At 63.5% G+C, this 22,626-nt stretch carries 17 protein-coding genes and 4 tRNA genes; all 21 read right to left on the bottom strand.

Going from position 1 to position 22,626, the window contains the following annotated elements:
- Window positions 1–8: 8 nt before the first annotated feature.
- A complete protein-coding gene (gene rplC / locus AB1281_RS02270; RefSeq protein WP_004145336.1) occupies window positions 9–659 on the bottom strand; it encodes a 50S ribosomal protein L3 in 651 nt (216 codons plus the stop codon).
- 11 nt (window positions 660–670) lie between these two features.
- On the bottom strand, window positions 671–982 hold the full coding sequence (gene rpsJ / locus AB1281_RS02265; protein WP_005408208.1) for a 30S ribosomal protein S10: 312 nt from the start codon (window positions 980–982) through the stop codon (window positions 671–673).
- Window positions 983–1,314: 332 nt separating this feature from the next.
- Window positions 1,315–2,505, bottom strand: a complete 1,191-nt coding sequence (gene tuf, locus AB1281_RS02260) for an elongation factor Tu (protein WP_004154360.1) — start codon at window positions 2,503–2,505, stop codon at window positions 1,315–1,317.
- Window positions 2,506–2,556: 51 nt separating this feature from the next.
- Window positions 2,557–4,698, bottom strand: coding sequence for an elongation factor G (fusA, locus tag AB1281_RS02255; RefSeq protein ID WP_075675280.1), 2,142 nt, complete (start codon window positions 4,696–4,698; stop codon window positions 2,557–2,559).
- A gap of 141 nt (window positions 4,699–4,839) precedes the next feature.
- Window positions 4,840–5,313, bottom strand: a complete 474-nt coding sequence (gene rpsG / locus AB1281_RS02250; protein ID WP_004145321.1) for a 30S ribosomal protein S7 — start codon at window positions 5,311–5,313, stop codon at window positions 4,840–4,842.
- Between the two features lie 12 nt (window positions 5,314–5,325).
- The gene (gene rpsL / locus AB1281_RS02245) at window positions 5,326–5,700 is read right to left on the bottom strand and encodes a 30S ribosomal protein S12 (RefSeq protein WP_004145320.1); all 375 of its coding nucleotides are present in this window, start codon (window positions 5,698–5,700) and stop codon (window positions 5,326–5,328) included.
- Between the two features lie 284 nt (window positions 5,701–5,984).
- Window positions 5,985–10,208 carry a DNA-directed RNA polymerase subunit beta' gene (gene rpoC / locus AB1281_RS02240; RefSeq protein ID WP_004154358.1) on the bottom strand — a complete coding sequence of 1,408 codons (4,224 nt, stop codon included), beginning with the start codon at window positions 10,206–10,208 and terminating at the stop codon, window positions 5,985–5,987.
- A gap of 89 nt (window positions 10,209–10,297) precedes the next feature.
- Window positions 10,298–14,452: a DNA-directed RNA polymerase subunit beta gene (rpoB, locus tag AB1281_RS02235; RefSeq protein ID WP_049432754.1), complete on the bottom strand. Its 4,155-nt coding sequence runs from the start codon at window positions 14,450–14,452 to the stop codon at window positions 10,298–10,300.
- A 329-nt stretch (window positions 14,453–14,781) separates the two neighbouring features.
- Window positions 14,782–15,150 carry a 50S ribosomal protein L7/L12 gene (rplL, locus tag AB1281_RS02230; RefSeq protein WP_014036098.1) on the bottom strand — a complete coding sequence of 123 codons (369 nt, stop codon included), beginning with the start codon at window positions 15,148–15,150 and terminating at the stop codon, window positions 14,782–14,784.
- Window positions 15,151–15,213: 63 nt separating this feature from the next.
- Window positions 15,214–15,750, bottom strand: coding sequence for a 50S ribosomal protein L10 (gene rplJ, locus AB1281_RS02225; protein WP_005408203.1), 537 nt, complete (start codon window positions 15,748–15,750; stop codon window positions 15,214–15,216).
- Window positions 15,751–16,136: 386 nt separating this feature from the next.
- Complete coding sequence (gene rplA, locus AB1281_RS02220; RefSeq protein WP_004154350.1) at window positions 16,137–16,835, bottom strand: 50S ribosomal protein L1; 699 nt, start codon at window positions 16,833–16,835, stop codon at window positions 16,137–16,139.
- A gap of 4 nt (window positions 16,836–16,839) precedes the next feature.
- Window positions 16,840–17,268, bottom strand: coding sequence for a 50S ribosomal protein L11 (gene rplK / locus AB1281_RS02215; RefSeq protein WP_004145248.1), 429 nt, complete (start codon window positions 17,266–17,268; stop codon window positions 16,840–16,842).
- A 258-nt stretch (window positions 17,269–17,526) separates the two neighbouring features.
- Window positions 17,527–18,087, bottom strand: coding sequence for a transcription termination/antitermination protein NusG (gene nusG / locus AB1281_RS02210; protein ID WP_004154362.1), 561 nt, complete (start codon window positions 18,085–18,087; stop codon window positions 17,527–17,529).
- 10 nt (window positions 18,088–18,097) lie between these two features.
- On the bottom strand, window positions 18,098–18,511 hold the full coding sequence (gene secE / locus AB1281_RS02205; RefSeq protein ID WP_004154361.1) for a preprotein translocase subunit SecE: 414 nt from the start codon (window positions 18,509–18,511) through the stop codon (window positions 18,098–18,100).
- Between the two features lie 49 nt (window positions 18,512–18,560).
- Window positions 18,561–18,636, bottom strand: a tRNA-Trp gene (locus AB1281_RS02200).
- Window positions 18,637–18,738: 102 nt separating this feature from the next.
- Window positions 18,739–19,929, bottom strand: coding sequence for an elongation factor Tu (gene tuf, locus AB1281_RS02195; protein ID WP_004154360.1), 1,191 nt, complete (start codon window positions 19,927–19,929; stop codon window positions 18,739–18,741).
- 41 nt (window positions 19,930–19,970) lie between these two features.
- Window positions 19,971–20,046: transfer RNA gene (locus AB1281_RS02190), tRNA-Thr, on the bottom strand.
- 49 nt (window positions 20,047–20,095) lie between these two features.
- Window positions 20,096–20,169 (bottom strand) — tRNA-Gly (locus AB1281_RS02185).
- Window positions 20,170–20,193: 24 nt separating this feature from the next.
- Window positions 20,194–20,279 (bottom strand) — tRNA-Tyr (locus AB1281_RS02180).
- 137 nt (window positions 20,280–20,416) lie between these two features.
- Window positions 20,417–21,433 carry an isoaspartyl peptidase/L-asparaginase family protein gene (locus AB1281_RS02175; protein ID WP_075675283.1) on the bottom strand — a complete coding sequence of 339 codons (1,017 nt, stop codon included), beginning with the start codon at window positions 21,431–21,433 and terminating at the stop codon, window positions 20,417–20,419.
- Window positions 21,434–21,539: 106 nt separating this feature from the next.
- Window positions 21,540–22,559, bottom strand: a complete 1,020-nt coding sequence (locus AB1281_RS02170; RefSeq protein WP_430344965.1) for a cyanophycinase — start codon at window positions 22,557–22,559, stop codon at window positions 21,540–21,542.
- Window positions 22,560–22,626 lie beyond the last annotated feature (67 nt).

The raw sequence follows: 22,626 nt of genomic DNA, 5'->3' as shown, positions 1-22,626 counted from the left end.
ATCTCTCCTTATGCCTTGCTCGCCGGACGGACGATCACGTCGCCACCCGCCGCGCCCGGAACGGCGCCGCGAACGGCGATCAGACCGCGCTCGACGTCGACCTTGACCACTTCCAGGTTCTGGGTGCTCTGCTGCACCGCGCCCATGTGGCCCGACATCTTCTTGCCCGGGAAAACGCGACCCGGGGTCTGGCGCTGACCCAGCGAACCCGGCGCGCGATGCGACAGCGAGTTACCGTGGGTTGCATCGCCCATACGGAAGTTGTGGCGCTTGATGGTGCCCTGGAAGCCCTTACCCTTGGTGACACCCTGGACGTCGACGATCTGGCCGACTTCGAAGATGTCCGCCTTGACTTCGCCGCCGACGGCGAAATCGCCGAGCTGCGCGTCTTCAACGCGGAATTCCCACAGGCCACGACCCGCTTCCACCTTCGCCTTGGCGAAGTGGCCGGCTTCCGGCTTGTTGACCAGGGCAGCGCGACGCGCGCCGACGGTCACCTGCACGGCGCTGTAGCCGTCGGTTTCGACGGTCTTGATCTGCGCGATGCGGTTCGGGGTTGCTTCGATCAGGGTCACCGGGATGGAGCGGCCATCTTCAGTGAACACGCGGCTCATGCCAGCCTTGCGGCCCACGAAGCCCAACGAATACTTCTTCGTCATGGTCGTAGTCCTCAGGTCAGCTTGATCTGAACGTCGACGCCGGCAGCCAGTTCGAGCTTCATCAGCGCGTCCACGGTCTTGTCATTCGGGTCAACGATATCGAGCACGCGCTTGTGCGTGCGGGTCTCGTACTGGTCACGCGCGTCCTTGTCGACGTGCGGGGAGACGAGAACGGTGTAACGCTCGATCTTGGTCGGCAGCGGGATCGGGCCACGCACTTGCGCGCCGGTCCGCTTTGCCGTTTCAACGATCTCGCTGGCCGAACGGTCGATCAGACGATGATCGAACGCTTTCAGCCGGATCCGGATCTTTTGGTCCGCCATGGCGGTAGGTTCCTTCGTTAAAAGAGCGACAGACAAAGCCTCTGGGTTGCTTTGTCCCATGAAATTCCTGAATACAGACGGCCCGCACTCCTGCAGGCCGCCAAGGTCAATCCATAGACCTCAAAAACGTAGGCAGACCAGTTTCCCGGCCTGCCCAGACGTAGAAGCATAATGGCACGCAAGGCAGCTGTCAACAGTCGCCTGTTGACGCCGCCTGAATGGCATTGACCCTTCCTGGTCCGGGGAACACAAGGCACATCCTGTGCCTGCTTTCCCATTTGATACGCCCCGATGCCCTACCCAGGCAACATCGGGGCGCAGATACTACCAGATTACTCGATGATCTTCGAGACCACGCCGGCGCCGACGGTACGGCCACCTTCGCGGATGGCGAAGCGCAGGCCTTCGTCCATTGCCACCGGGTTGATCAGGGTGACGACCATCTTGACGTTGTCACCCGGCATCACCATTTCGACGCCTTCCGGCAGCGCAGCTGCGCCGGTGATGTCGGTGGTGCGGAAGTAGAACTGCGGACGGTAGCCGTTGAAGAACGGGGTGTGGCGGCCGCCCTCGTCCTTCGACAGGACGTAGACTTCGCCTTCGAACTTGGTGTGCGGCTTGATCGAACCCGGCTTGGCCAGCACCTGGCCACGCTCGACGTCGTCACGCTTGGTGCCGCGCAGCAGCAGGCCAGCGTTGTCGCCTGCCTGACCCTGGTCCAGCAGCTTGCGGAACATTTCAACGCCGGTCACGGTGGTCTTCTGCACCGGACGGATGCCGACGATTTCGATTTCGTCGCCAACCTTGATCACGCCGCGCTCGATACGACCGGTCACCACGGTGCCGCGGCCCGAGATCGAGAACACGTCTTCCACCGGCATCAGGAACGGCTTGTCGATCGCACGCTCCGGCTCCGGGATCCAGCTGTCCAGGGCGTCGACCAGCTTCAGGATGGCCGGCACGCCGATGTCGCTCTGGTCGCCTTCCAGCGCCAGACGGGCCGAACCGGCGATGATCGGGGTGTCGTCGCCCGGGAAGTCGTACTTGCTCAGCAGCTCGCGCACTTCCATCTCGACCAGCTCGAGCAGCTCGGCGTCGTCAACCATGTCGGCCTTGTTCAGGAACACGACGATGTACGGCACGCCGACCTGACGCGACAGCAGGATGTGCTCACGGGTCTGCGGCATCGGGCCGTCAGCGGCCGAGCACACCAGGATCGCGCCGTCCATCTGGGCGGCACCGGTGATCATGTTCTTGACGTAGTCAGCGTGGCCCGGGCAATCGACGTGGGCGTAGTGACGGACCGGGGATTCGTATTCGACGTGCGCGGTCGAGATCGTGATACCACGAGCCTTTTCTTCCGGCGCGGCGTCGATCGAGGAGTAGTCCTTGAACTCGCCACCGAAGCGCTCGGCACCGATCTTGGTCAGTGCGGCGGTCAGCGTGGTCTTGCCGTGATCGACGTGACCGATGGTGCCGACGTTGACGTGCGGCTTGGTGCGCTCGAACTTACCCTTTGCCATTGTTCTATACCTTGATTTTGTAAGTGGTTTTCAGGAGAGGCTGAGCGAGGCTCAGCCCTTCTTCATGACGGCTTCGGCGATGTTGTTCGGCGCCGGCTCGTAGTGGTCGAATTCCATGGTGAAGGTGGCACGGCCCTGGGTCTGCGAACGCAGCGCAGTGGCGTAGCCGAACATTTCACCCAGCGGGATCATCGCGTTGATGATCGAAGCGGAGCCGTCACCGGTGGTGTCGGAACCCTGCAGCACGCCGCGACGACGGCTGACGTCGCCCATCACGTCACCCTGGTAATCCTCCGGGGTCACGATCTCGACCTTCATGATCGGCTCCAGCAGCACCGGCTTGGCCTTGGCGAAGCCCTGCTTGAAGGCCATCGACGAAGCCAGCTTGAACGCCATTTCCGAGGAGTCGACGTCGTGGTACGAACCGAACACCAGCTTCACCTTGACGTCCACGACCGGGAAGCCAGCCAGCGGACCGCTGGTGATGGTTTCGCGCAGGCCCTTTTCAACCGACGGAATGAATTCCTTCGGGATCACGCCGCCGGTGATGTCGTTGATGAACAGGAAGTCGTCCTTGATGGCCGGAGCCAGCTTCGGATCGGCACGGTCTTCAGCGGTGATCGGCGACAGCTCGATCACGACGTGACCGTACTGACCCTTACCACCGGACTGCTTGGCGTGCTTGTAGTCCGACTTGACGTCAGCCAGGGTGATGGTTTCGCGGTACGCAACCTGCGGCGCGCCGACGTTGGCTTCAACGTTGAACTCGCGCTTCAGGCGGTCGACGATGATGTCCAGGTGCAGCTCGCCCATGCCCGAGATGATGGTCTGGCCGGATTCTTCGTCGGTCTTGACGCGGAACGACGGATCTTCCTGCGCCAGGCGACCCAGGGCCAGACCCATCTTTTCCTGGTCCGACTTGGTCTTCGGTTCGACGGCCATCGAGATCACCGGCTCCGGGAACGTCATGCGCTCCAGGATGATCGGCTGGTCGATCGAGCACAGGGTGTCACCGGTGGTGGTGTCCTTCAGGCCCACGGCAGCGGCGATGTCACCGGCCAGAACTTCCTTGATTTCTTCACGGTTGTTCGAGTGCATCTGCAGGATGCGGCCGATGCGCTCCTTCTTGCCCTTCACCGAGTTCAGCACGGTGTCACCACCGTTCAGGGTGCCCGAGTAGACACGGAAGAAGGTCAGCGCGCCGACGAACGGATCGGTGATGATCTTGAAGGCCAGCGACGAGAACGGAGCCTTGTCGTCGGACTTGCGGGTCATGGCGACGTTTTCGTCGTCCACGTCGGTACCGGTCACGTCCGGCACATCGACCGGCGACGGCAGCAGCTGGATCACGCCGTCCAGCATGGCCTGCACGCCCTTGTTCTTGAACGCCGAACCGCAGTACATCGGAACGATTTCGGTGGCCAGGGTGCGGGTACGCAGCGCGTTGATGATTTCAGCCTCGGCCAGCTCTTCGCCGCCCAGGTACTTTTCCATCAGCTCTTCGCTGGCTTCAGCCGCGGTTTCGATCATGTAGGTACGGGCTTCTTCAGCCTTTTCCTGCAGGTCGGCCGGGATTTCGCCGTACTCGAACTTCATGCCCTGCGAGGCTTCATCCCAATGGATGGCCTTCATCTTCAGCAGGTCGACGACGCCCTTGAAGCCGTCTTCGGCGCCGATCGGCAGCTGCATCGGCACGGCGACGGCGCCGAGCTTGGCCTTCAGCTGGTCACGGACCTTGTAGAAGTTGGCACCGGTGCGGTCCATCTTGTTGACGAACGCAATGCGCGGCACCTTGTAGCGGTTGGCCTGGCGCCACACGGTTTCCGACTGCGGCTGCACGCCACCGACGGCACACAGGACGAAGACGGCACCGTCGAGCACGCGCAGCGAGCGCTCCACTTCGATGGTGAAGTCGACGTGCCCGGGGGTGTCGATGATGTTGAAGCGGTGCTCCGGCAGGGACTTGTCCATGCCCTTCCAGAACGCGGTGGTGGCAGCGGACTGGATCGTGATGCCACGCTCCTGCTCCTGCTCCATCCAGTCCATGGTGGCGGCGCCGTCGTGCACTTCACCGATCTTGTGGCTCTTGCCGGTGTAGAACAGGATGCGCTCGGACGTGGTGGTCTTGCCGGCATCGATGTGAGCCATGATGCCGAAGTTACGGTAACGCTCGATGGGAGTGGAACGGGCCACGGGAGCCTCTCAGATTTCTTGGATTTCGGATGGCCGAACGCCGCCTTTCGGCGGCCTTCGGATTGGCGCAGTCCTTCTGGGACCGCGAGGCAGCACGCACCGAAGTGGTGCTGCCCTGCCTGTTTTACAAGGCCGTCAAACTCACCAGCGGTAGTGGGCGAATGCCTTGTTGGCTTCGGCCATGCGGTGGGTTTCTTCGCGCTTCTTGATGGCGCCACCACGGTTTTCCGAGGCGTCGATCAGTTCAGCAGCCAGCTTCTTCGGCATGGTGTTCTCACCACGCTTGCGCGCGGAGTCGATCAGCCAGCGCATGGCCAGGGCCATCTTGCGCGACGAACGCACTTCGACCGGCACCTGGTAGGTAGCACCACCGACGCGGCGCGACTTGACTTCGACCGCCGGAGCGACGTTGTCCAGAGCCTTCTGCACCAGTTCAATGGCGTTGGCGCTGCTGTTCTTCTCGGTGATCACGTCCATGGCGCCGTACACGATCTTTTCGGCGACGGACTTCTTGCCGCTCTGCATGACCATGTTGATGAAGCGGGCGATGGTTTCGCTTCCGTGCTTCGGATCGGGCAGGACGGAACGCTGCGGAGTATTACCCTTACGCGACATAGTGCTCTCTCCTTATGCCTTCGGACGCTTGGCGCCGTACTTGGAACGGGCCTGGCGACGCTTGGCAACGCCGGCGGCGTCGAGCGAGCCACGAACGGTGTGGTAACGCACACCCGGCAGGTCCTTGACGCGACCGCCGCGGATCAGGACCACGGAGTGCTCCTGCAGGTTGTGGCCTTCACCACCGATGTAGGAAATCACTTCTTCCTGGTTGGTCAGGCGGACCTTGGCAACCTTGCGCAGAGCCGAGTTCGGCTTCTTCGGAGTGGTGGTGTAGACACGGGTGCAGACGCCACGGCGCTGCGGGCACTTGTCGAGCGCCGGCGAGGCACTCTTGTAGGTGGTCGCTTGCCGCGGCTTGCGGACCAGCTGGTTGATCGTCGCCATCAGTAGGTTCTTCTGATTGGTGGCCGGAAAATCCGACCAGAGATGCGGAAATGTTAAAGCAGGCCGAAATTTTGGCCTGCTGAGACAGACGATTGTAGCAACCTGCCAGGAAAGCAGTCAAACGCCTCCTGTCAAGCCCGTCCCTGATCCCGGGACGTTACTGGGGGGCCTCCATGTACCCCGTTCAGGTTGACAGGGTCGATCGCGGACGATCTCCCCTGCCCTTTCCCAATCCCATCGATGGACCGATGGGGTGGTCCGGCCTTGCGGCCGGACCGGATACCTCATTCTTCGCCCGACGCCTGTTCAGCTTCGGCTTCAACCACCGGCGCCTCGACCGCGGCCGGGGTGCCGGCCAGGGTCTGCATTTCCGACTCGGTGAGACCGGAAGCGCCGCGGCGGCGGTTGCTGTGGTACGCCAGGCCGGTACCGGCCGGAATCAGGCGACCCACGATGACGTTTTCCTTCAGGCCACGCAGGTTGTCCGAGGTGCCGCGGACGGCCGCTTCGGTCAGCACGCGGGTGGTTTCCTGGAACGAAGCGGCCGAGATGAACGATTCGGTCGCCAGCGACGCCTTGGTGATACCCAGCAGGACCGGATCGAAGTGCGCCGGCAGCTCGTTGCGGGTCGACAGGCGCGCATTTTCCTCGATAACGCGCTGACGCTCCACCTGTTCGCCGTTCAGGAACTTGCTGCTGCCCTGATCGGTGATCTCGACCTTGCGCAGCATCTGGCGGGTGATCACCTCGATGTGCTTGTCGTTGATCTTCACGCCCTGCAGGCGGTACACGTCCTGGATTTCCTTCACCAGGTAGGCTGCCAGCGGTTCGACACCCAGCAGACGCAGGATGTCCTGCGGGCTCGGCTCGCCGTCCACGATGGTCTCACCCTTGGTGACATGCTCGCCTTCGAACACAATGACCTGGCGGTACTTCGGGATCAGCTCTTCGTGCTCCGAACCATCGGTGTCCTTGATGATCAGGCGCTGCTTGCCCTTGGTGTCCTTGCCGAAGCTGATGATGCCCGAACGCTCGGCCAGCACCGCCGGATCCTTCGGCTTGCGCGCTTCGAACAGGTCGGCCACGCGCGGCAGACCACCGGTGATGTCGCGGGTCTTCGACGCTTCCTGCGGGATCTTGGCGACGACGTCGCCCACGCCCACCGGGGCGCCGTCCTGCAGGTTGACGATCGAACGCGGCGGCAGCAGGTACTGCGCCGGCAGGTCGGTGCCCGGGATCGACAGGTCGTTGCCCTTGGCGTCGACGATGCGCACGATCGGGCGCAGGTCCTTGGCCTGGGTACCACGACGCTTCGGATCGGTGATTTCGCGCGACGCGAGGCCGGTCAGCTCGTCGGTCTTCTCGATGACGGTGATGCCGTCGACGAAGTCGATGAAGCGGATGAAGCCGGCCACTTCCGACACGATCGGGTGGTTATGCGGATCCCAGTTGGCCACGGTCTGGCCAGCCTTGATCGCATCACCGTCCTTGGACGTGATGGTCGCACCGTACGGCAGCTTGTAACGCTCACGCTCACGGCCGTGGGCATCGAGCACCGAGATTTCGCCCGAGCGCGACACTGCCACCAGCGAGCCGTTGGCGTGCTCGACCGACTTGAGGTTGCTGAACTTGACCGAGCCGGTGGTCTTGACGGTGATGTTGTCGACCGCAGCAGCTCGCGACGCCGCACCACCGATGTGGAACGTACGCATGGTCAGCTGGGTACCCGGCTCACCGATGGACTGGGCAGCGATGACGCCGACCGCTTCACCAATGTTGACCAGGTGGCCACGGGCCAGATCGCGGCCGTAGCAGCGACCGCAGACACCGAAGGCCGATTCGCACGAGATCGTCGAACGCACCTTGATGCTCTGCACGCCGGCGTCTTCCAGCTTGGCGACCCAGGCTTCGTCCAGCAGGGTGTTGCGGGTGACGATCGGATCTTCGTCGTTGCCCGGCAGGAACACGTCCTCGGCAACCACGCGACCCAGCACGCGGTCCTTCAGCGGCTCGACCACGTCGCCGCCTTCCACGATCGGGGTCATGATCAGGCCTTCGGTGGTACCGCAATCCACCTCGGTGATGACCACGTCCTGCGCGACGTCGACCAGACGACGGGTCAGGTAACCCGAGTTCGCGGTCTTCAGCGCGGTATCGGCCAGACCCTTACGGGCACCGTGGGTGGAGTTGAAGTACTCCTGCACGTTCAGGCCTTCGCGGAAGTTCGCCTTGATGGGCGTCTCGATGATCGAGCCGTCCGGACGCGCCATCAGGCCACGCATGCCGGCCAGCTGACGGATCTGCGCCTGCGAACCACGCGCACCGGAGTCGGCCATGATGTACAGCGAGTTCATCGACTTCTGGTCGATGGTCTCACCCTTGGCATTGACCACCTTCTCGGTACCGATGGTGTCCATCATCGCCTTGGCGATGCGCTCGTTGGTGCGCGACCAGATGTCGACCACCTTGTTGTAGCGCTCGCCAGCGGTGACCAGGCCCGACTGGTACTGCTCCTGGATTTCCAGCACTTCGGCTTCGGCCTCGGTGAGGATGCCCTTCTTCTCGTCCGGGATCAGCATGTCGTCGATGCCGATCGAAACGCCGGCGCGGGTCGCGTAGGCGAAGCCGGTGTACATCAGCTTGTCGGCGAACACGACCGTGTCCTTCAGACCCAGCTGGCGGTAGCTGGAGTTGATCAGGCGGCTGATGTTCTTCTTGGTCAGCTCGGTGTTGGCCAGCGCGAACGGCAGGCCTTCCGGCAGGATTTCAGCCAGCAGGGCGCGACCGATCGTGGTGTCCACGATCGAGGTCTTGTTCTGCTTGACGCCGTCTTCGTCGGTCACCACCTCGGTGATGCGGACCTTGACGCGCGCGTGCAGTTCCACCACGCGGTTGTCGTAGGCACGCTTCACTTCGGCGATGTTGGCGAAGGCCATGCCCTCGCCCTTCTTGTTTTCCAGCGAGCGGGTCATGTAGTACAGACCCAGCACGACGTCCTGCGACGGCACGATGATCGGCTCGCCGTTGGCCGGCGACAGGATGTTGTTGGTCGACATCATCAACGCACGCGCTTCCAGCTGGGCTTCCAGCGAGAGCGGCACGTGGACGGCCATCTGGTCACCGTCGAAGTCGGCGTTGAACGCGGTGCAGACCAGCGGGTGCAGCTGGATGGCCTTGCCTTCGATCAGCACCGGCTCGAACGCCTGGATGCCCAGACGGTGCAGGGTCGGCGCACGGTTCAGCATCACCGGATGCTCGCGGATGACCTCTTCCAGGATGTCCCAGACTTCGGCTTCTTCGCGCTCGACCAGCTTCTTGGCGGCCTTGATGGTGGTGGCCAGGCCACGACGCTGCAGCTTGGCGAAGACGAACGGCTTGAACAGCTCCAGCGCCATCTTCTTCGGCAGGCCGCACTGGTGCAGGCGCAGGTACGGGCCGACCACGATGACCGAACGGCCCGAGTAGTCGACGCGCTTGCCGAGCAGGTTCTGGCGGAAGCGACCCTGCTTGCCCTTGATCATGTCGGCCAGCGACTTCAGCGGGCGCTTGTTGGTGCCGGTGATGGCACGGCCACGACGGCCGTTGTCCAGCAGCGCATCGACCGATTCCTGCAGCATGCGCTTTTCATTACGCACGATGATGTCCGGCGCGCTCAGTTCGAGCAGGCGGCGCAGGCGGTTGTTGCGGTTGATGACGCGGCGGTACAGGTCGTTCAGGTCGGAGGTCGCGAAGCGGCCGCCATCCAGCGGAACCAGCGGACGCAGGTCCGGCGGCAGCACCGGCAGCACGGTCATGACCATCCATTCCGGACGGTTGCCCGACTCCAGGAAGGCTTCGATCAGCTTGATGCGCTTGGTGAGGCGCTTGAGCTTGGTTTCCGAACCGGTAGCGGCGATTTCCTCGCGCAGGCGGGTCATTTCCGACTGCAGGTCGATCGTGCGCAGCAGTTCGTACACGGCCTCGGCGCCCATGGCGGCGTCGAAGTCGTCACCGTGCTCCTGGCGGGCCTGCAGGTACTGTTCTTCGGTCAGCAGCTGGCGGCGCTCCAGGGCGGTCAGGCCCGGCTCGGTCACCACGTACGCTTCGAAGTACAGCACGCGCTCGATGTCGCGCAGGGTCATGTCCAGCATCAGGCCGATGCGCGACGGCAGCGACTTCAGGAACCAGATGTGCGCGACCGGCGACGCCAGGTCGATGTGGCCCATGCGCTCGCGGCGCACCTTGGCCAGGGTCACTTCGGTGCCGCACTTCTCGCAGACCACGCCGCGGTGCTTCATGCGCTTGTACTTGCCGCACAGGCACTCGTAATCCTTCACCGGGCCGAAGATGGCGGCGCAGAACAGGCCGTCACGTTCCGGCTTGAAGGTACGGTAGTTGATGGTTTCCGGCTTCTTCACTTCGCCGAAGGACCACGAACGGATCAGGTCCGGCGAGGCCAGCGCGATCTTGATCGCGTCGAAGTCCAGCGTCTGGCGCTGCTGGTTGAAGAGGTTGAGCAGGTCTTTCATGGTGTTCTCCAGAAGGAGGAATGCTGTGTCGATGGGCTTTCAGTTGACTGCCAGCGGCGCGGCGGCGGAGGCCGCCGCGCCGGCATGGATCAGTTGTCTTCCAGTTCCATGTTGATGGCCAGCGAGCGGATTTCCTTCACGAGCACGTTGAAGGATTCCGGCATGCCCGCGACCATCTCGTGCTCACCGTCGACGATGTTCTTGTACATCTGGTTGCGGCCCTGCACGTCATCGGACTTCACCGTCAGCATTTCCTGCAGGGTGTAGGCCGCGCCGTAGGCTTCCAGCGCCCAGACTTCCATTTCACCGAAGCGCTGGCCGCCGAACTGCGCCTTGCCGCCCAGCGGCTGCTGGGTGACGAGCGAGTACGGACCGGTCGAACGGGCGTGCATCTTGTCGTCGACCAGGTGGTTCAGCTTCAGGTAGTGCATGTAGCCAACGGTGGTGTGGCGATCGAACGCTTCACCGGTGCGGCCGTCGTACAGCTGGGTCTGGCCACTGCTCGGCAGGTCGGCCAGTTCCAGCATGCGCTTGATTTCCGCTTCGGTGGCACCGTCGAACACCGGGGTGGCCATCGGCACGCCGTCGGTGAGGTTACGGGCCAGACGCAGCAGTTCCTCGTCGCTGAACTGCGACAGGTCGACACGGTTGGCCACGTTGGTGTCGTCGTGGTTGTAGATGTCGTCCAGGAACTTGCGCAGGTCGGCAACCGCCGCCTGGGCTTCCATCATCGCCTGGATCTTGCGACCCAGACCCTTGGCGGCCCAGCCCAGGTGCACTTCCAGGATCTGGCCGATGTTCATACGCGACGGCACGCCCAGCGGGTTCAGCACGATGTCCACGGTTTCGCCCGAGGCCATGTACGGCATGTCCTCGACCGGCACCACGTTGGAGACCACACCCTTGTTGCCGTGGCGGCCTGCCATCTTGTCGCCCGGCTGGATGCGGCGCTTCACGGCCAGGAACACCTTGACCATCTTCAGCACGCCCGGGGCGAGGTCGTCGCCAGCGGTGATCTTGCCGCGCTTGTCGGCGAAGCGACGCTCGAATTCCTTCTCGTGCGCCTGGATCTGCTTCTGGGCGCGCTCGATGGCTTCCGAAGCGTCCTCGTCCTTCATGCGCAGGGCGAACCAGTCAGCCTTCTTCAGGCCGTCCAGGAAGGCGTCGGTGATCACGTCACCCTTCTTCAGGCCAGCACCACCGTTGACCACCTTGCCCACGATCTGCGAACGCAGACGCATGTAGATGGCGGCTTCCAGGATGCGGAACTGGTCGTCGAAGTCCTTCTTGACGCGCTTGATTTCAGACTCTTCGATCTGGCGGGCGCGCTTGTCCTTCTCGATGCCGTCGCGGGTGAAGACCTGCACGTCGATGACGGTGCCGTCCATGCCCGGCGGAACGCGCAGCGAGCTGTCCTTAACGTCCGAAGCCTTCTCGCCGAAGATCGCGCGCAGCAGCTTCTCTTCCGGGGTCAGCTGGCTTTCGCCCTTCGGGGTGACCTTGCCGACCATGATGTCGCCGGCGCGGACTTCCGCACCGATGTACACCACGCCGCTCTCGTCCAGGCGGTTCAGCGCCTGCTCGGAGACGTTCGGGATGTCGGCGGAGATTTCCTCCGGCCCCAGCTTGGTGTCACGCGCGACGCAGGTCAGCTCTTCGATGTGGATCGTGGTGTAGCGATCCTCTTCCACCACGCGCTCGGAGAGCAGGATGGAGTCTTCGAAGTTGTAGCCGTTCCACGGCATGAACGCGATCAGCATGTTCTGGCCCAGGGCCAGTTCGCCGATGTCGGTGGACGGACCGTCGGCCAGCACGTCGCCGCGGGCGATGACGTCACCCACCTGGACCAGCGGACGCTGGTTGATGCAGGTGTTCTGGTTCGAACGGGTGTACTTGACCAGGTTGTAGATGTCCACGCCGGCGTCGGTGGCGCCAACGATCTCTTCCTCGTTGACCTTGACCACGATGCGGGCCGCGTCGATCTGCACGATCTCGCCACCACGACGGGCGTTCACGGTCACACCGGAGTCACGCGCCACGGCGCGCTCGATGCCGGTACCGACCAGCGGCTTCTGCGCACGCAGGGTCGGCACGGCCTGACGCTGCATGTTGGCGCCCATCAGTGCGCGGTTGGCGTCATCGTGCTCCAGGAACGGAACCAGCGCGGCCGCGATCGACACGGTCTGCATCGGCGAGACGTCCATGAAGTGGACTTCCGCCGGCGGCTTCAGCAGCGATTCGCCCTGGAAGCGGCACGGAACGAACTGCTCGGTCAGCACGCTGTCGGCATTGGTCAGGGCGTTGGCCTGCGCAATGACGTACTCGTTTTCTTCGATCGCCGACAGGAACTCGACTTCGTCATAGACCTTGCCGTCCACGACCTTGCGGTACGGGGTCTCGAGGAAACCGTACTGGTTGGTGCGGGCGTACACGGCCAGCGAGTTGATCAGGCCGATGTTCGGGCCTTCCGGGGTTTCGATGGTGCAGACGCGGCCGTAATGGGTCGGGTGCACGTCGCGCACTTCGAAGCCGGCGCGCTCACGGGTCAGACCGCCCGGGCCCAGGGCCGAGACGCGACGCTTGTGCGTCACTTCCGACAGCGGGTTGTTCTGGTCCATGAACTGCGACAGCTGCGAGGAGCCGAAGAACTCCTTGATGGCAGCGGCGACCGGCTTGGCGTTGATCAGCTCCTGCGGGGTCAGGCCTTCCGACTCGGCCATCGACAGGCGCTCCTTGACCGCGCGCTCGACGCGGACCAGGCCGACGCGGAACACGTTCTCGGCCATTTCGCCGACCGAACGCACGCGACGGTTGCCCAGGTGATCGATGTCATCGACCACGCCGCGACCGTTGCGGATCTCGGTCAGGACCTTGATCACGTCCAGGATGTCGGAGCTGTCGCCGTGGGCAGCGACCAGGCGCTTGGACTCTTCGTCGTTGCGCTCACCGAAGTACTTGCTGTCGTACAGCACGGCTTCGCCGGTGGTTTCCTTGCGGCCCACGCGACGGTTGAACTTCATGCGGCCGACCGCGGACAGGTCGTAGCGCTCGAAGGTGAAGAACAGGTTGTGGAACAGGTTCTGCGCGGCATCCTTGGTCGGCGGCTCGCCCGGACGCATCATGCGGTAGATTTCGACCAGGGCTTCCAGCTGGGTCTTGGTCGGATCGATGCGCAGGGTGTTGGACAGGTACGGGCCACGATCCAGGTCGTTCACCCACAGGGTGCCCACCGCATCGACGCCGGCCTTGCGGAAGTTCTGCAGCTGCTCGTCGCTGATCTCGTCGTTGGCCTGGGCCAGCAGTTCGCCGGTCGAGGCGTCGACCACGTCGTGCGACAGGATGCGGCCGACGATGTAGTCGTCCGGCACGGCCAGGGCGGCGATGCCCGAGGCTTCCAGCTGCTTGATGTGGCGCGCGGTGATGCGCTTGCCGGCTTCCACGATGACCTTGTCGCCGTCGGCGAGGTCGAAGCCCAGGGTTTCGCCACGCAGGCGCTCCGGCACCAGCTCCAGCTGGACGCCTTCATCCGGGTTGATGTGGAAGGTGTTGATCTCGAAGAACTCGGCCAGCATCTCTTCGTTGCTGTAGCCAAGCGCGCGCAGCAGGATCGACACCGGCAGCTTGCGGCGGCGGTCGATACGGGTGAACAGCGCGTCCTTCGGGTCGAACTCGAAGTCCAGCCAGGAACCGCGGTAAGGAATGATGCGGGCGCTGTACAGCAGCTTGCCCGAGCTGTGGGTCTTGCCGCGGTCGTGGTCGAAGAACACGCCCGGCGAGCGGTGCAGCTGCGAGACGATGACGCGCTCGGTGCCGTTGACGATGAAGGTGCCGTTTTCGGTCATCAGCGGGATTTCGCCCAGATAGACCTCCTGCTCCTTCACGTACTTGATGGCCTTGGTCGACGACTCACGGTCGTAGATCACCAGGCGCACGGTCACGCGCAGCGGGGCGCCGTAGCTCATGCCACGCTGGCGGCACTCACGCTCGTCGAAGACCGGTTCGCCCAGCTTGTAGCCGACGTATTCCAGGGCGGCATTGCCGCTGTAGCTGGCGATCGGGAAGACCGACTTCAGCGCAGCGTGCAGGCCGTGGTCCGTGCGCTTGGCCGGATCGACGTTTTCCTGCAGGAATTCACGATAGGAATCCACCTGGATTGCGAGCAGGAACGGCACTTCGAGAATCGAGCGCTGCTTGCCGAAATCCTTGCGGATACGCTTTTTTTCGGTGAACGAATAGGACGTCATGAGGTCTTCCACCTTGTTGTGCGGATCGTGCGCCCACGATCCGAAGGGAACTTGAAATTGTCAGTTGGAAGTCGCTGGTATTGCCGGCACCAGCACGCCTTCTCCCGCTACTTCCAACTGCCAACTCGTCTGCTACCACTCCCCCGCTGCCGCGCCGTGCGCTGGCCTGCCGGGGTTTGACTGCAGCCCGTGTTGGGCTTTTTCCTGCTTTTGAAACAGTCGACTAACAGTCGACCCTACCGGTACTGCAACAACGACCAAAGGCCGGGGGCTTACGCCCCCAGCCTTGGCTGCATCGCCGTGAATCGGTGACGATGCAAGGTAACTGCTTACTTGACTTCGACAGTCGCGCCAGCAGCTTCCAGGTCCTTCTTCATCTTCTCGGCTTCGTCCTTCGAAGCGTTGTCCTTCAGGACGCCGCCGGCTTCGGCCAGGTCCTTCGCTTCCTTCAGGCCCAGGCCGGTGATGGCGCGGACGGCCTTGATGACTTCGACCTTCTTCTCGCCGGCAGTCTTCAGGGTGACGACGAATTCGGTCTGCTCTTCAACAGCAGCAGCCGGGCCAGCGGCAGCAGCCACGGCGACCGGAGCAGCGGCGGAGACGCCGAACTTCTCTTCGATGGCCTTGACCAGCTCCATCACTTCCATCAGGGACTTCTCGGCGATGGCGTCGACGATCTGTTCGTTGGTAAGGGACATGATTAATACCTTTGGATGATTTTCTGGGTTGAGGTTCCGTCAGGAACCACGGTAAGTCGAAACTCAGGCGGTCTCGGCGGCCGGCTCGGCAGCGTCGGCGGCGACATCGCCACCACCCTGCTTCTCGCCAACGGCCTTGATGGCGCGGGCAAACATCGTGACCGGCTCGGTCAGGACGCGGGCCAGCATGGCCAGGGCCTGGTCGCGGGTCGGCAGCGATGCCAGCACGTCGACGTGGCTCGCCGGGAACACTTCACCACCGATGGCGACGACCTTAGCCTTCAGCTTGTCGTTGCCCTTGGCGGCTTCCTTGATCAGGCGACCGGCAGCGCCGGGCTCCTCGAGCGAGAACGCGTACAGCAGCGGACCAACCATCTGGTCCTGTGCGACTGCGAACTCGGTGCCTTCAACGGCGCGCGAAGCCAGGGTGTTCTTGACAACCTTCAAGAAAACACCGGTTTCACGAGCCTGCTTGCGCATCGCGGTCATCTGGGCGACCGTGGTGCCAGCGTATTCGGCTGCGATCAAGGAGTGGGCCTTGGCGGCGACGTCTGCCAGCTCGGCGACTACTTCTTGCTTCTGGGACAGATTGAGAGCCATTGCACTCCTCCTATTGAACTCCGCTTACGGCTCCTGCCGTGTGCGGTCCTGTGCGGCATCCGTCCTGGACGCCGGGAACATCGGGATGATGTTCCGGGGGTGGGCCGTTCTAGACCTGGAGTGGGCCAACCTGGGAAACCCAGACGTGCGTGAACCAGAAAAACTCCAGAAGGGCACCATCTACGCAGGGTGATTCCGGGGAATCGATTAAGCGCTCCTGACTGCTCCGGCGGCGACTCCTTGCCAGATCGAGCTTCCGTGCCCGTCGCCGGTATTGCCACGACCGCGCCTGCGGTCTTTGACGGCTACCGCGGGCGATGCACTGCCAGCGATGCCTTCAAATGTCACGGTCACGGCACCGAAGGCACCGTGACCGCTTGAAACAATTACTTCAGGGTCAGCGACGACTGGTCGACGGTGACGCCCGGGCCCATCGTCGAGCTGACCGAAACCTTCTGCAGGTAGGTGCCCTTCGAGGTGGCCGGCTTGGCCTTGATCAGGTCCAGCAGCAGTGCGGTCAGGTTCGACTTCAGCGCGTCTTCGGCGAAGTCGGCCTTGCCGATGGTGCAGTGGATGATGCCGGCCTTGTCGGTGCGGTAACGGACCTGACCCGACTTGGCGTTCTTCACGGCTTCACCCGGGTTCGGGGAAACGGTGCCGACCTTCGGGTTCGGCATCAGGCCGCGCGGGCCCAGCACGGTGCCCAGCTTACCGACGACGCGCATGGCGTCCGGGGTCGCGATGACGACGTCGTAGTTCAGATCGCCGGCCTGCATCTTCTCGGCCAGATCGTCCATACCGACGGCTTCGGCGCCAGCGGCCAGGGCTTCGTCAGCCTTGGCACCGGCCGGAGCGAACACGGCGACGCGGACCGACTTGCCGGTACCGGCCGGCAGCACGGTGGAGCCACGGACCTGCTGGTCGGACTTCTTCGCATCGACGCCCAGGCGCACGGCAACGTCGATCGACTCGACGAACTTGGCCTTGGTGGCGCTCTTCAGGATGTTGATCGCGTCCTCGAAGGCGTACGCCTTGCCCGGAACGACGGCGGCCTTGATGGCCTTCTCACGCTTGGTCTGTGCCATCTTATTAACCCTCCACCACGAGGCCCATGGAACGGGCAGAGCCAGCGATGGTACGCACGGCGGCGTCCAGGTCGGCGGCAGTCAGATCCGGTTCCTTCGCCTTGGCGATCTCTTCCAGCTGCTTACGGGTGACCTTGCCGACCTTCTCGGTGTTCGGGCGCTTGGAGCCCGACGAGATGCCAGCGGCCTTCTTCAGCAGGGTGGTAGCCGGGGTGCTCTTGGTGATGAAGGTGAACGTACGGTCCGAGTAGGCCGTGATGATCACCGGAACCGGCAGACCCGGCTCGAGCTTCTGCGTGGCAGCGTTGAACGCCTTGCAGAATTCCATGATGTTCAGACCACGCTGACCCAGCGCAGGACCGACCGGCGGCGAGGGGTTGGCCTGACCGGCCTTCACCTGCAGCTTGATGTAACCGACAACTTTCTTTGCCATGTGAGTGCTCTCCGGGTGCTAGCGCCTTTCGACAACAGGCTCCCCATCGGACCGGGAATCACGCGTCCCGGCATCGCGTTTTGAAATCATGCTGAAGGCCACCTTGCGGCGGCCTCGTCCTGCTGGCTTTCCCAGCGGGGAGCCGCGCACTATAACAGGTTTTTTCTTCACATGCCTGAAGCGGCAGGTAAACGAACGAAACCGGGCCAGGCCCGGTTTCTGGTCCGGAGCCGAGCATGGCTCGACTCTACAGACGGGTCAGACGGCCTTTTCGACCTGGCCGAACTCGAGCTCGACCGGGGTGGCACGACCGAAGATCAGCACCGAGACGCGCAGGCGGCTCTTCTCGTAGTTGACTTCTTCGACGACGCCATTGAAATCGTTGAACGGACCGTCGGTGACGCGGACCATCTGGCCCGGCTCGAACAGCACCTTCGGACGCGGCTTCTCGACACCTTCCTGGACGCGGTTCAGGATGGCCTCGGCCTCGGAATCGGCGATCGGCAACGGACGATCGGCAGTGCCGCCGATGAAGCCCATCACGCGCGGGGTTTCCTTGACCAGGTGCCAGCTTTCGTTGTCGATGCGCGGGATACCGGCTTCTTCGTGGGTCTCGATCTGGACCAGCACGTAACCCGGGAAGAACTTGCGCTCGGAACGGCGCTTCTGGCCAGCGCGCATCTCGACCACTTCTTCGGTCGGGACCAGGACGTCGCCGAAGCGCTCTTCCATGCCATCACGGACGATGCGATCGCGCAGAGCCTGCGCCACCGACTTCTCGAAGCCCGAATAGGCGTGAACGACGTACCAACGCTTCATGCAATTCTCCTTAGCGGCTCAGGAACCACTGAGTCAGTTTCTGGATCAGGAAGTCGAAGCCACCCAGCAGCAGGCTGAGGATGAGCACCACGACGATCACGACCCACGTCATGCGGATGGCTTCCTGGCGCGTCGGCCAGACCACCTTGCGCAGTTCGAAGCGCGACTCGGAGAGGAATTCGCGGGTGTCGCGCCCCTTGCCGGTCAGCATGAACACGCCGATACCGCCAACCAGACCGACCACGACCGCCAACGCACGCAACTGACCTGCCCACGCACCCAGCTGGGCGGCGCGACCAGAGTCGGCGGAGAACCAGAACCAGACGAACAGACCGGCCAGCACCAGCAGCGATGCGGCGACATACTTGACGATATCCCCACCGTGGGCGGAGTTGTCCTTGGAGTGTTCGATCTTGCTATTCATCCGGCTGTGTCTGCTTTAGCGGCCCAGGCCGCTGGATAAGGTGGGCAGATGGCACGCCAGGAGGGACTCGAACCCCCAACCTGCGGTTTTGGAGACCGCTGCTCTGCCAATTGAGCTACTGGCGTACGTTGAAAACTTGCCTTCCCTTAGACGGCGAAGGCGGACCGAGGTTCCCGGCCCGCCATTCGCGTAACCGGCGGCGCTATGCAACCACCGGTACTGCAGGCTTACTCGATGATCTTCGAGACCACGCCGGCGCCGACGGTACGGCCACCTTCGCGGATGGCGAAGCGCAGGCCTTCGTCCATTGCCACCGGGTTGATCAGGGTGACGACCATCTTGACGTTGTCACCCGGCATCACCATTTCGACGCCTTCCGGCAGAGCAGCTGCGCCGGTGATGTCGGTGGTACGGAAGTAGAACTGCGGACGGTAGCCGTTGAAGAACGGGGTGTGGCGGCCGCCTTCGTCCTTCGACAGGACGTACACTTCGCCTTCGAACTTGGTGTGCGGCTTGATCGAACCCGGCTTGGCCAGAACCTGGCCGCGCTCGACGTCGTCACGCTTGGTGCCGCGCAGCAGCAGGCCAGCGTTGTCGCCTGCCTGACCCTGGTCCAGCAGCTTGCGGAACATTTCAACGCCGGTCACGGTGGTCTTCTGCACCGGACGGATGCCGACGATTTCGATTTCGTCGCCAACCTTGATCACGCCGCGCTCGATACGACCGGTCACCACGGTGCCGCGGCCCGAGATCGAGAACACGTCTTCCACCGGCATCAGGAACGGCTTGTCGATCGCACGCTCCGGCTCCGGGATCCAGCTGTCCAGGGCGTCGACCAGCTTCAGGATGGCCGGCACGCCGATGTCGCTCTGGTCGCCTTCCAGCGCCAGACGGGCCGAACCGGCGATGATCGGGGTGTCGTCGCCCGGGAAGTCGTACTTGCTCAGCAGCTCGCGCACTTCCATCTCGACCAGCTCGAGCAGCTCGGCGTCGTCAACCATGTCGGCCTTGTTCAGGAACACGACGATGTACGGCACGCCGACCTGACGCGACAGCAGGATGTGCTCACGGGTCTGCGGCATCGGGCCGTCAGCGGCCGAGCACACCAGGATCGCGCCGTCCATCTGGGCGGCACCGGTGATCATGTTCTTGACGTAGTCAGCGTGGCCCGGGCAATCGACGTGGGCGTAGTGACGGACCGGGGATTCGTATTCGACGTGCGCGGTCGAGATCGTGATACCACGAGCCTTTTCTTCCGGCGCGGCGTCGATCGAGGAGTAGTCCTTGAACTCGCCACCGAAGCGCTCGGCACCGATCTTGGTCAGTGCGGCGGTCAGCGTGGTCTTGCCGTGGTCGACGTGACCGATGGTGCCGACATTGACGTGCGGCTTGGTGCGCTCGAACTTACCCTTGGCCATGGCTGCTTATCTCGAATTCGTCTGAGAAGTGATGCTTAAGATGGTGCTCACGAAAGGAATCGAACCTTCGACCTCTTCCTTACCAAGGAAGTGCTCTACCGACTGAGCTACGTGAGCCGAGTTTTGCATTATGACATGAACTCGATAAGATTCAAAGTTCATTCAATGGAGCGGGAGACGGGAATCGAACCCGCACCATCAGCTTGGAAGGCTGAGGTTCTACCATTGAACTACTCCCGCGCCGGGAATGTCACAACGTGAAACTGGTGGAGGGAGGTGGATTCGAACCACCGAAGGCGTAAGCCAGCAGATTTACAGTCTGCCCCCGTTGGCCGCTTGGGTATCCCTCCTTACCACCCCATTCCGTTGCCGCCGAAGCGTTGCGGTGTGTGGTGGTGAGCCGCTTATTCTGCTGATGGGACGGGGGGCTGTCAACGCTTTTTTCCATCTTTTTCACACGTTGTCGCAAACCCATTGATACGCAAGGTTATTGCCCGGGGACCGGCAGGGTCTCGCTGGCGAAAATTGCGACATGAGGGACACCGTCGGCGCCGATCCAGCCCCGATACATGCCCTGGGTGTTGAACGGCGTGGCCATTTTGCCGTCTGCGGCGAGCACGATCGCACCGCCGTCACCGCCCATCTGCGGAATCGTGTCGTTGATGACGCCCTTGCCGGCCTGCTCCGGGGTCTGCCCCTGGTAGCGCATGCGCGCACAGATCTCGTGCGCGGCCGCGGTGCGGATGTAGTACTCGCCCCAACCGGTGCCCGATACCGCACAGCGCGCATCGGCCCAGGTGCCGGCGCCGATGATCGGCGAGTCACCCACCCGGCCATAGCGCTTGTTGGTCATGCCGCCCGTGGAAGTACCGGCGGCCAGCTGCCCCTGCGCATCCAGCGCGACGGCACCGACGGTACCGAAGTGCTTTGCGGTCTCCAGGTCGGCATGCGCCTGGCCATTGGCCTCTTCCTTCAGCGCACGCTGCAGCTGCTGCCAGCGCTTCTCCGTGCGGAAGTAGGAGGGATCAACCAGAGGAATGCCCTGCTCCACCGCGAAGGCTTCGGCGCCCTGCCCGACCATCATCACGTGCCTGGACTTCTGCATCACGGTCTGCGCCAGCAGGATCGGGTTGCGCACCCGCTGCACGCCGGCCACCGCACCTGCCGCCTGGGTGGCGCCGTCCATCACTGCGGCATCCAGCTCGTTGTGGCCGTCATGGGTGAACACCGCGCCTTTGCCGGCGTTGAAGGTCGGATCGTCCTCCAGCACGGTGATCGCCGCAGTGACTGCTGCAAGCGCCGGGCGACCGGCCGCCAGTTCGGCATGGCCCTTCAGCAGTGCGGCGCGCAACGCTTCGCGCGCGGCCTTTTCTTCTGCCGGCGACAGGTCCTTGCGCTCGACGCCGGCGCCGCCATGGATGACCAGCAGCGGCAACGTGGCCGGTGCGGCCTGGGCGAGCAATGGCAGGGACAGCAGCGCGGACAGCGCCAGGCGCAGTTTCATCGGGTACGTCTCCAGCAGGTGTAGTGAAGGGATTGCACGGGTAGTGCCGGCCGCTGGCCGGCACCGGTCGCATCAGGGAAGGTGAGTTGCCGGCCAGCGGCCGGCACTACCGAAGCGTGAACTCAATCTCGCCGTCGCTGATGTCGGCCACCGCCTGATAGTCGGCCTCGGCCTGGAAGTCATCCAGGCGCATGCGGCTGCCGCTGGCGACCACGGTCACCGGAACGGCATGGAAGCGCAATGGTTCGCCCTCGACCAGGCGGTCGGCATCACGACCGGGGCTGACCACCCAGACCTTGCCCTCGCCGTCAGCACTGTAGACCTGTGCCTGGCCATCGGGCTCCACGCACAGGGCGGTGTCTTCGTCGACGCCGATGCCGACGATGTCGGGATCACCGCTGTCCTGGGCGGCGCGCGCCACGAACACGATCAGGCGACCGAGCCGGTCGCGCTTGTCGAAGTGGGTATCGGTGACCACCCGCTGCAGATAGGGCATCTGCAGGAAGCCGCTGTCCATGGTCACCGCGCTGCCCATCGGATCGGCCAGCGCACCCGCGGAGGTGATGCTGCCGCCGTCCATCGCGCCGTAGGCATAACCACCGAGGATGGCGAGCCCAGCACTGGTACCGGCAATCGGCTTGCCGGCGCGCACATGGGCGTTGAGCGCGCGGTTGAGTGCGGTGCCCTTCCAGAAGCGGATGTAGCGCGACTGGTCGCCGCCGGCGATGAAGATGGCATCAGCCGCAGCGACCACGCGCAGCACGGCTGGATCATCGGCGCCGCGGCGGCTGTCGAAGACCAGGGTCTGTACCGCGGTGGTGCCGCCGATCTCGCGATACAGGCGGTCCTGCAGCTCATCACTGCCGGAAGCGCGCAGGATCAGCACGCGGCCATTGCCGGCCTGCTTCAGCCACCACTGGAAAGCATCTGGCACCCACTCGCCACCGCCCATCAGCATCATCGCGGGCGCACGCGGGCCGGGGCGTGGGGCCTCCAGGTCGCCGACTTCGTAGTAGGCGAAGCCGGGGCCCTGCAGGTCCTGCGCGGGCGTGGCCAATGGCCAGGCCAGCACCAGCAGCGCCAACCAGGCAACGGGGGTACGCAGGGTCCGGTGAAGGCGTCGCATCTTGATCTCCCTGAACAAAATCGACTTGCAAGCGTTTTCACTCTTTGCCAGATAGGGACCCAGTAGT

Origin of the sequence: Stenotrophomonas sp. NRRL B-14846 (genome assembly GCF_050473585.1) — a bacterium.
Lineage (GTDB): Bacteria > Pseudomonadota > Gammaproteobacteria > Xanthomonadales > Xanthomonadaceae > Stenotrophomonas.
This window is presented reverse-complemented; position numbering and strand designations above follow the sequence as displayed.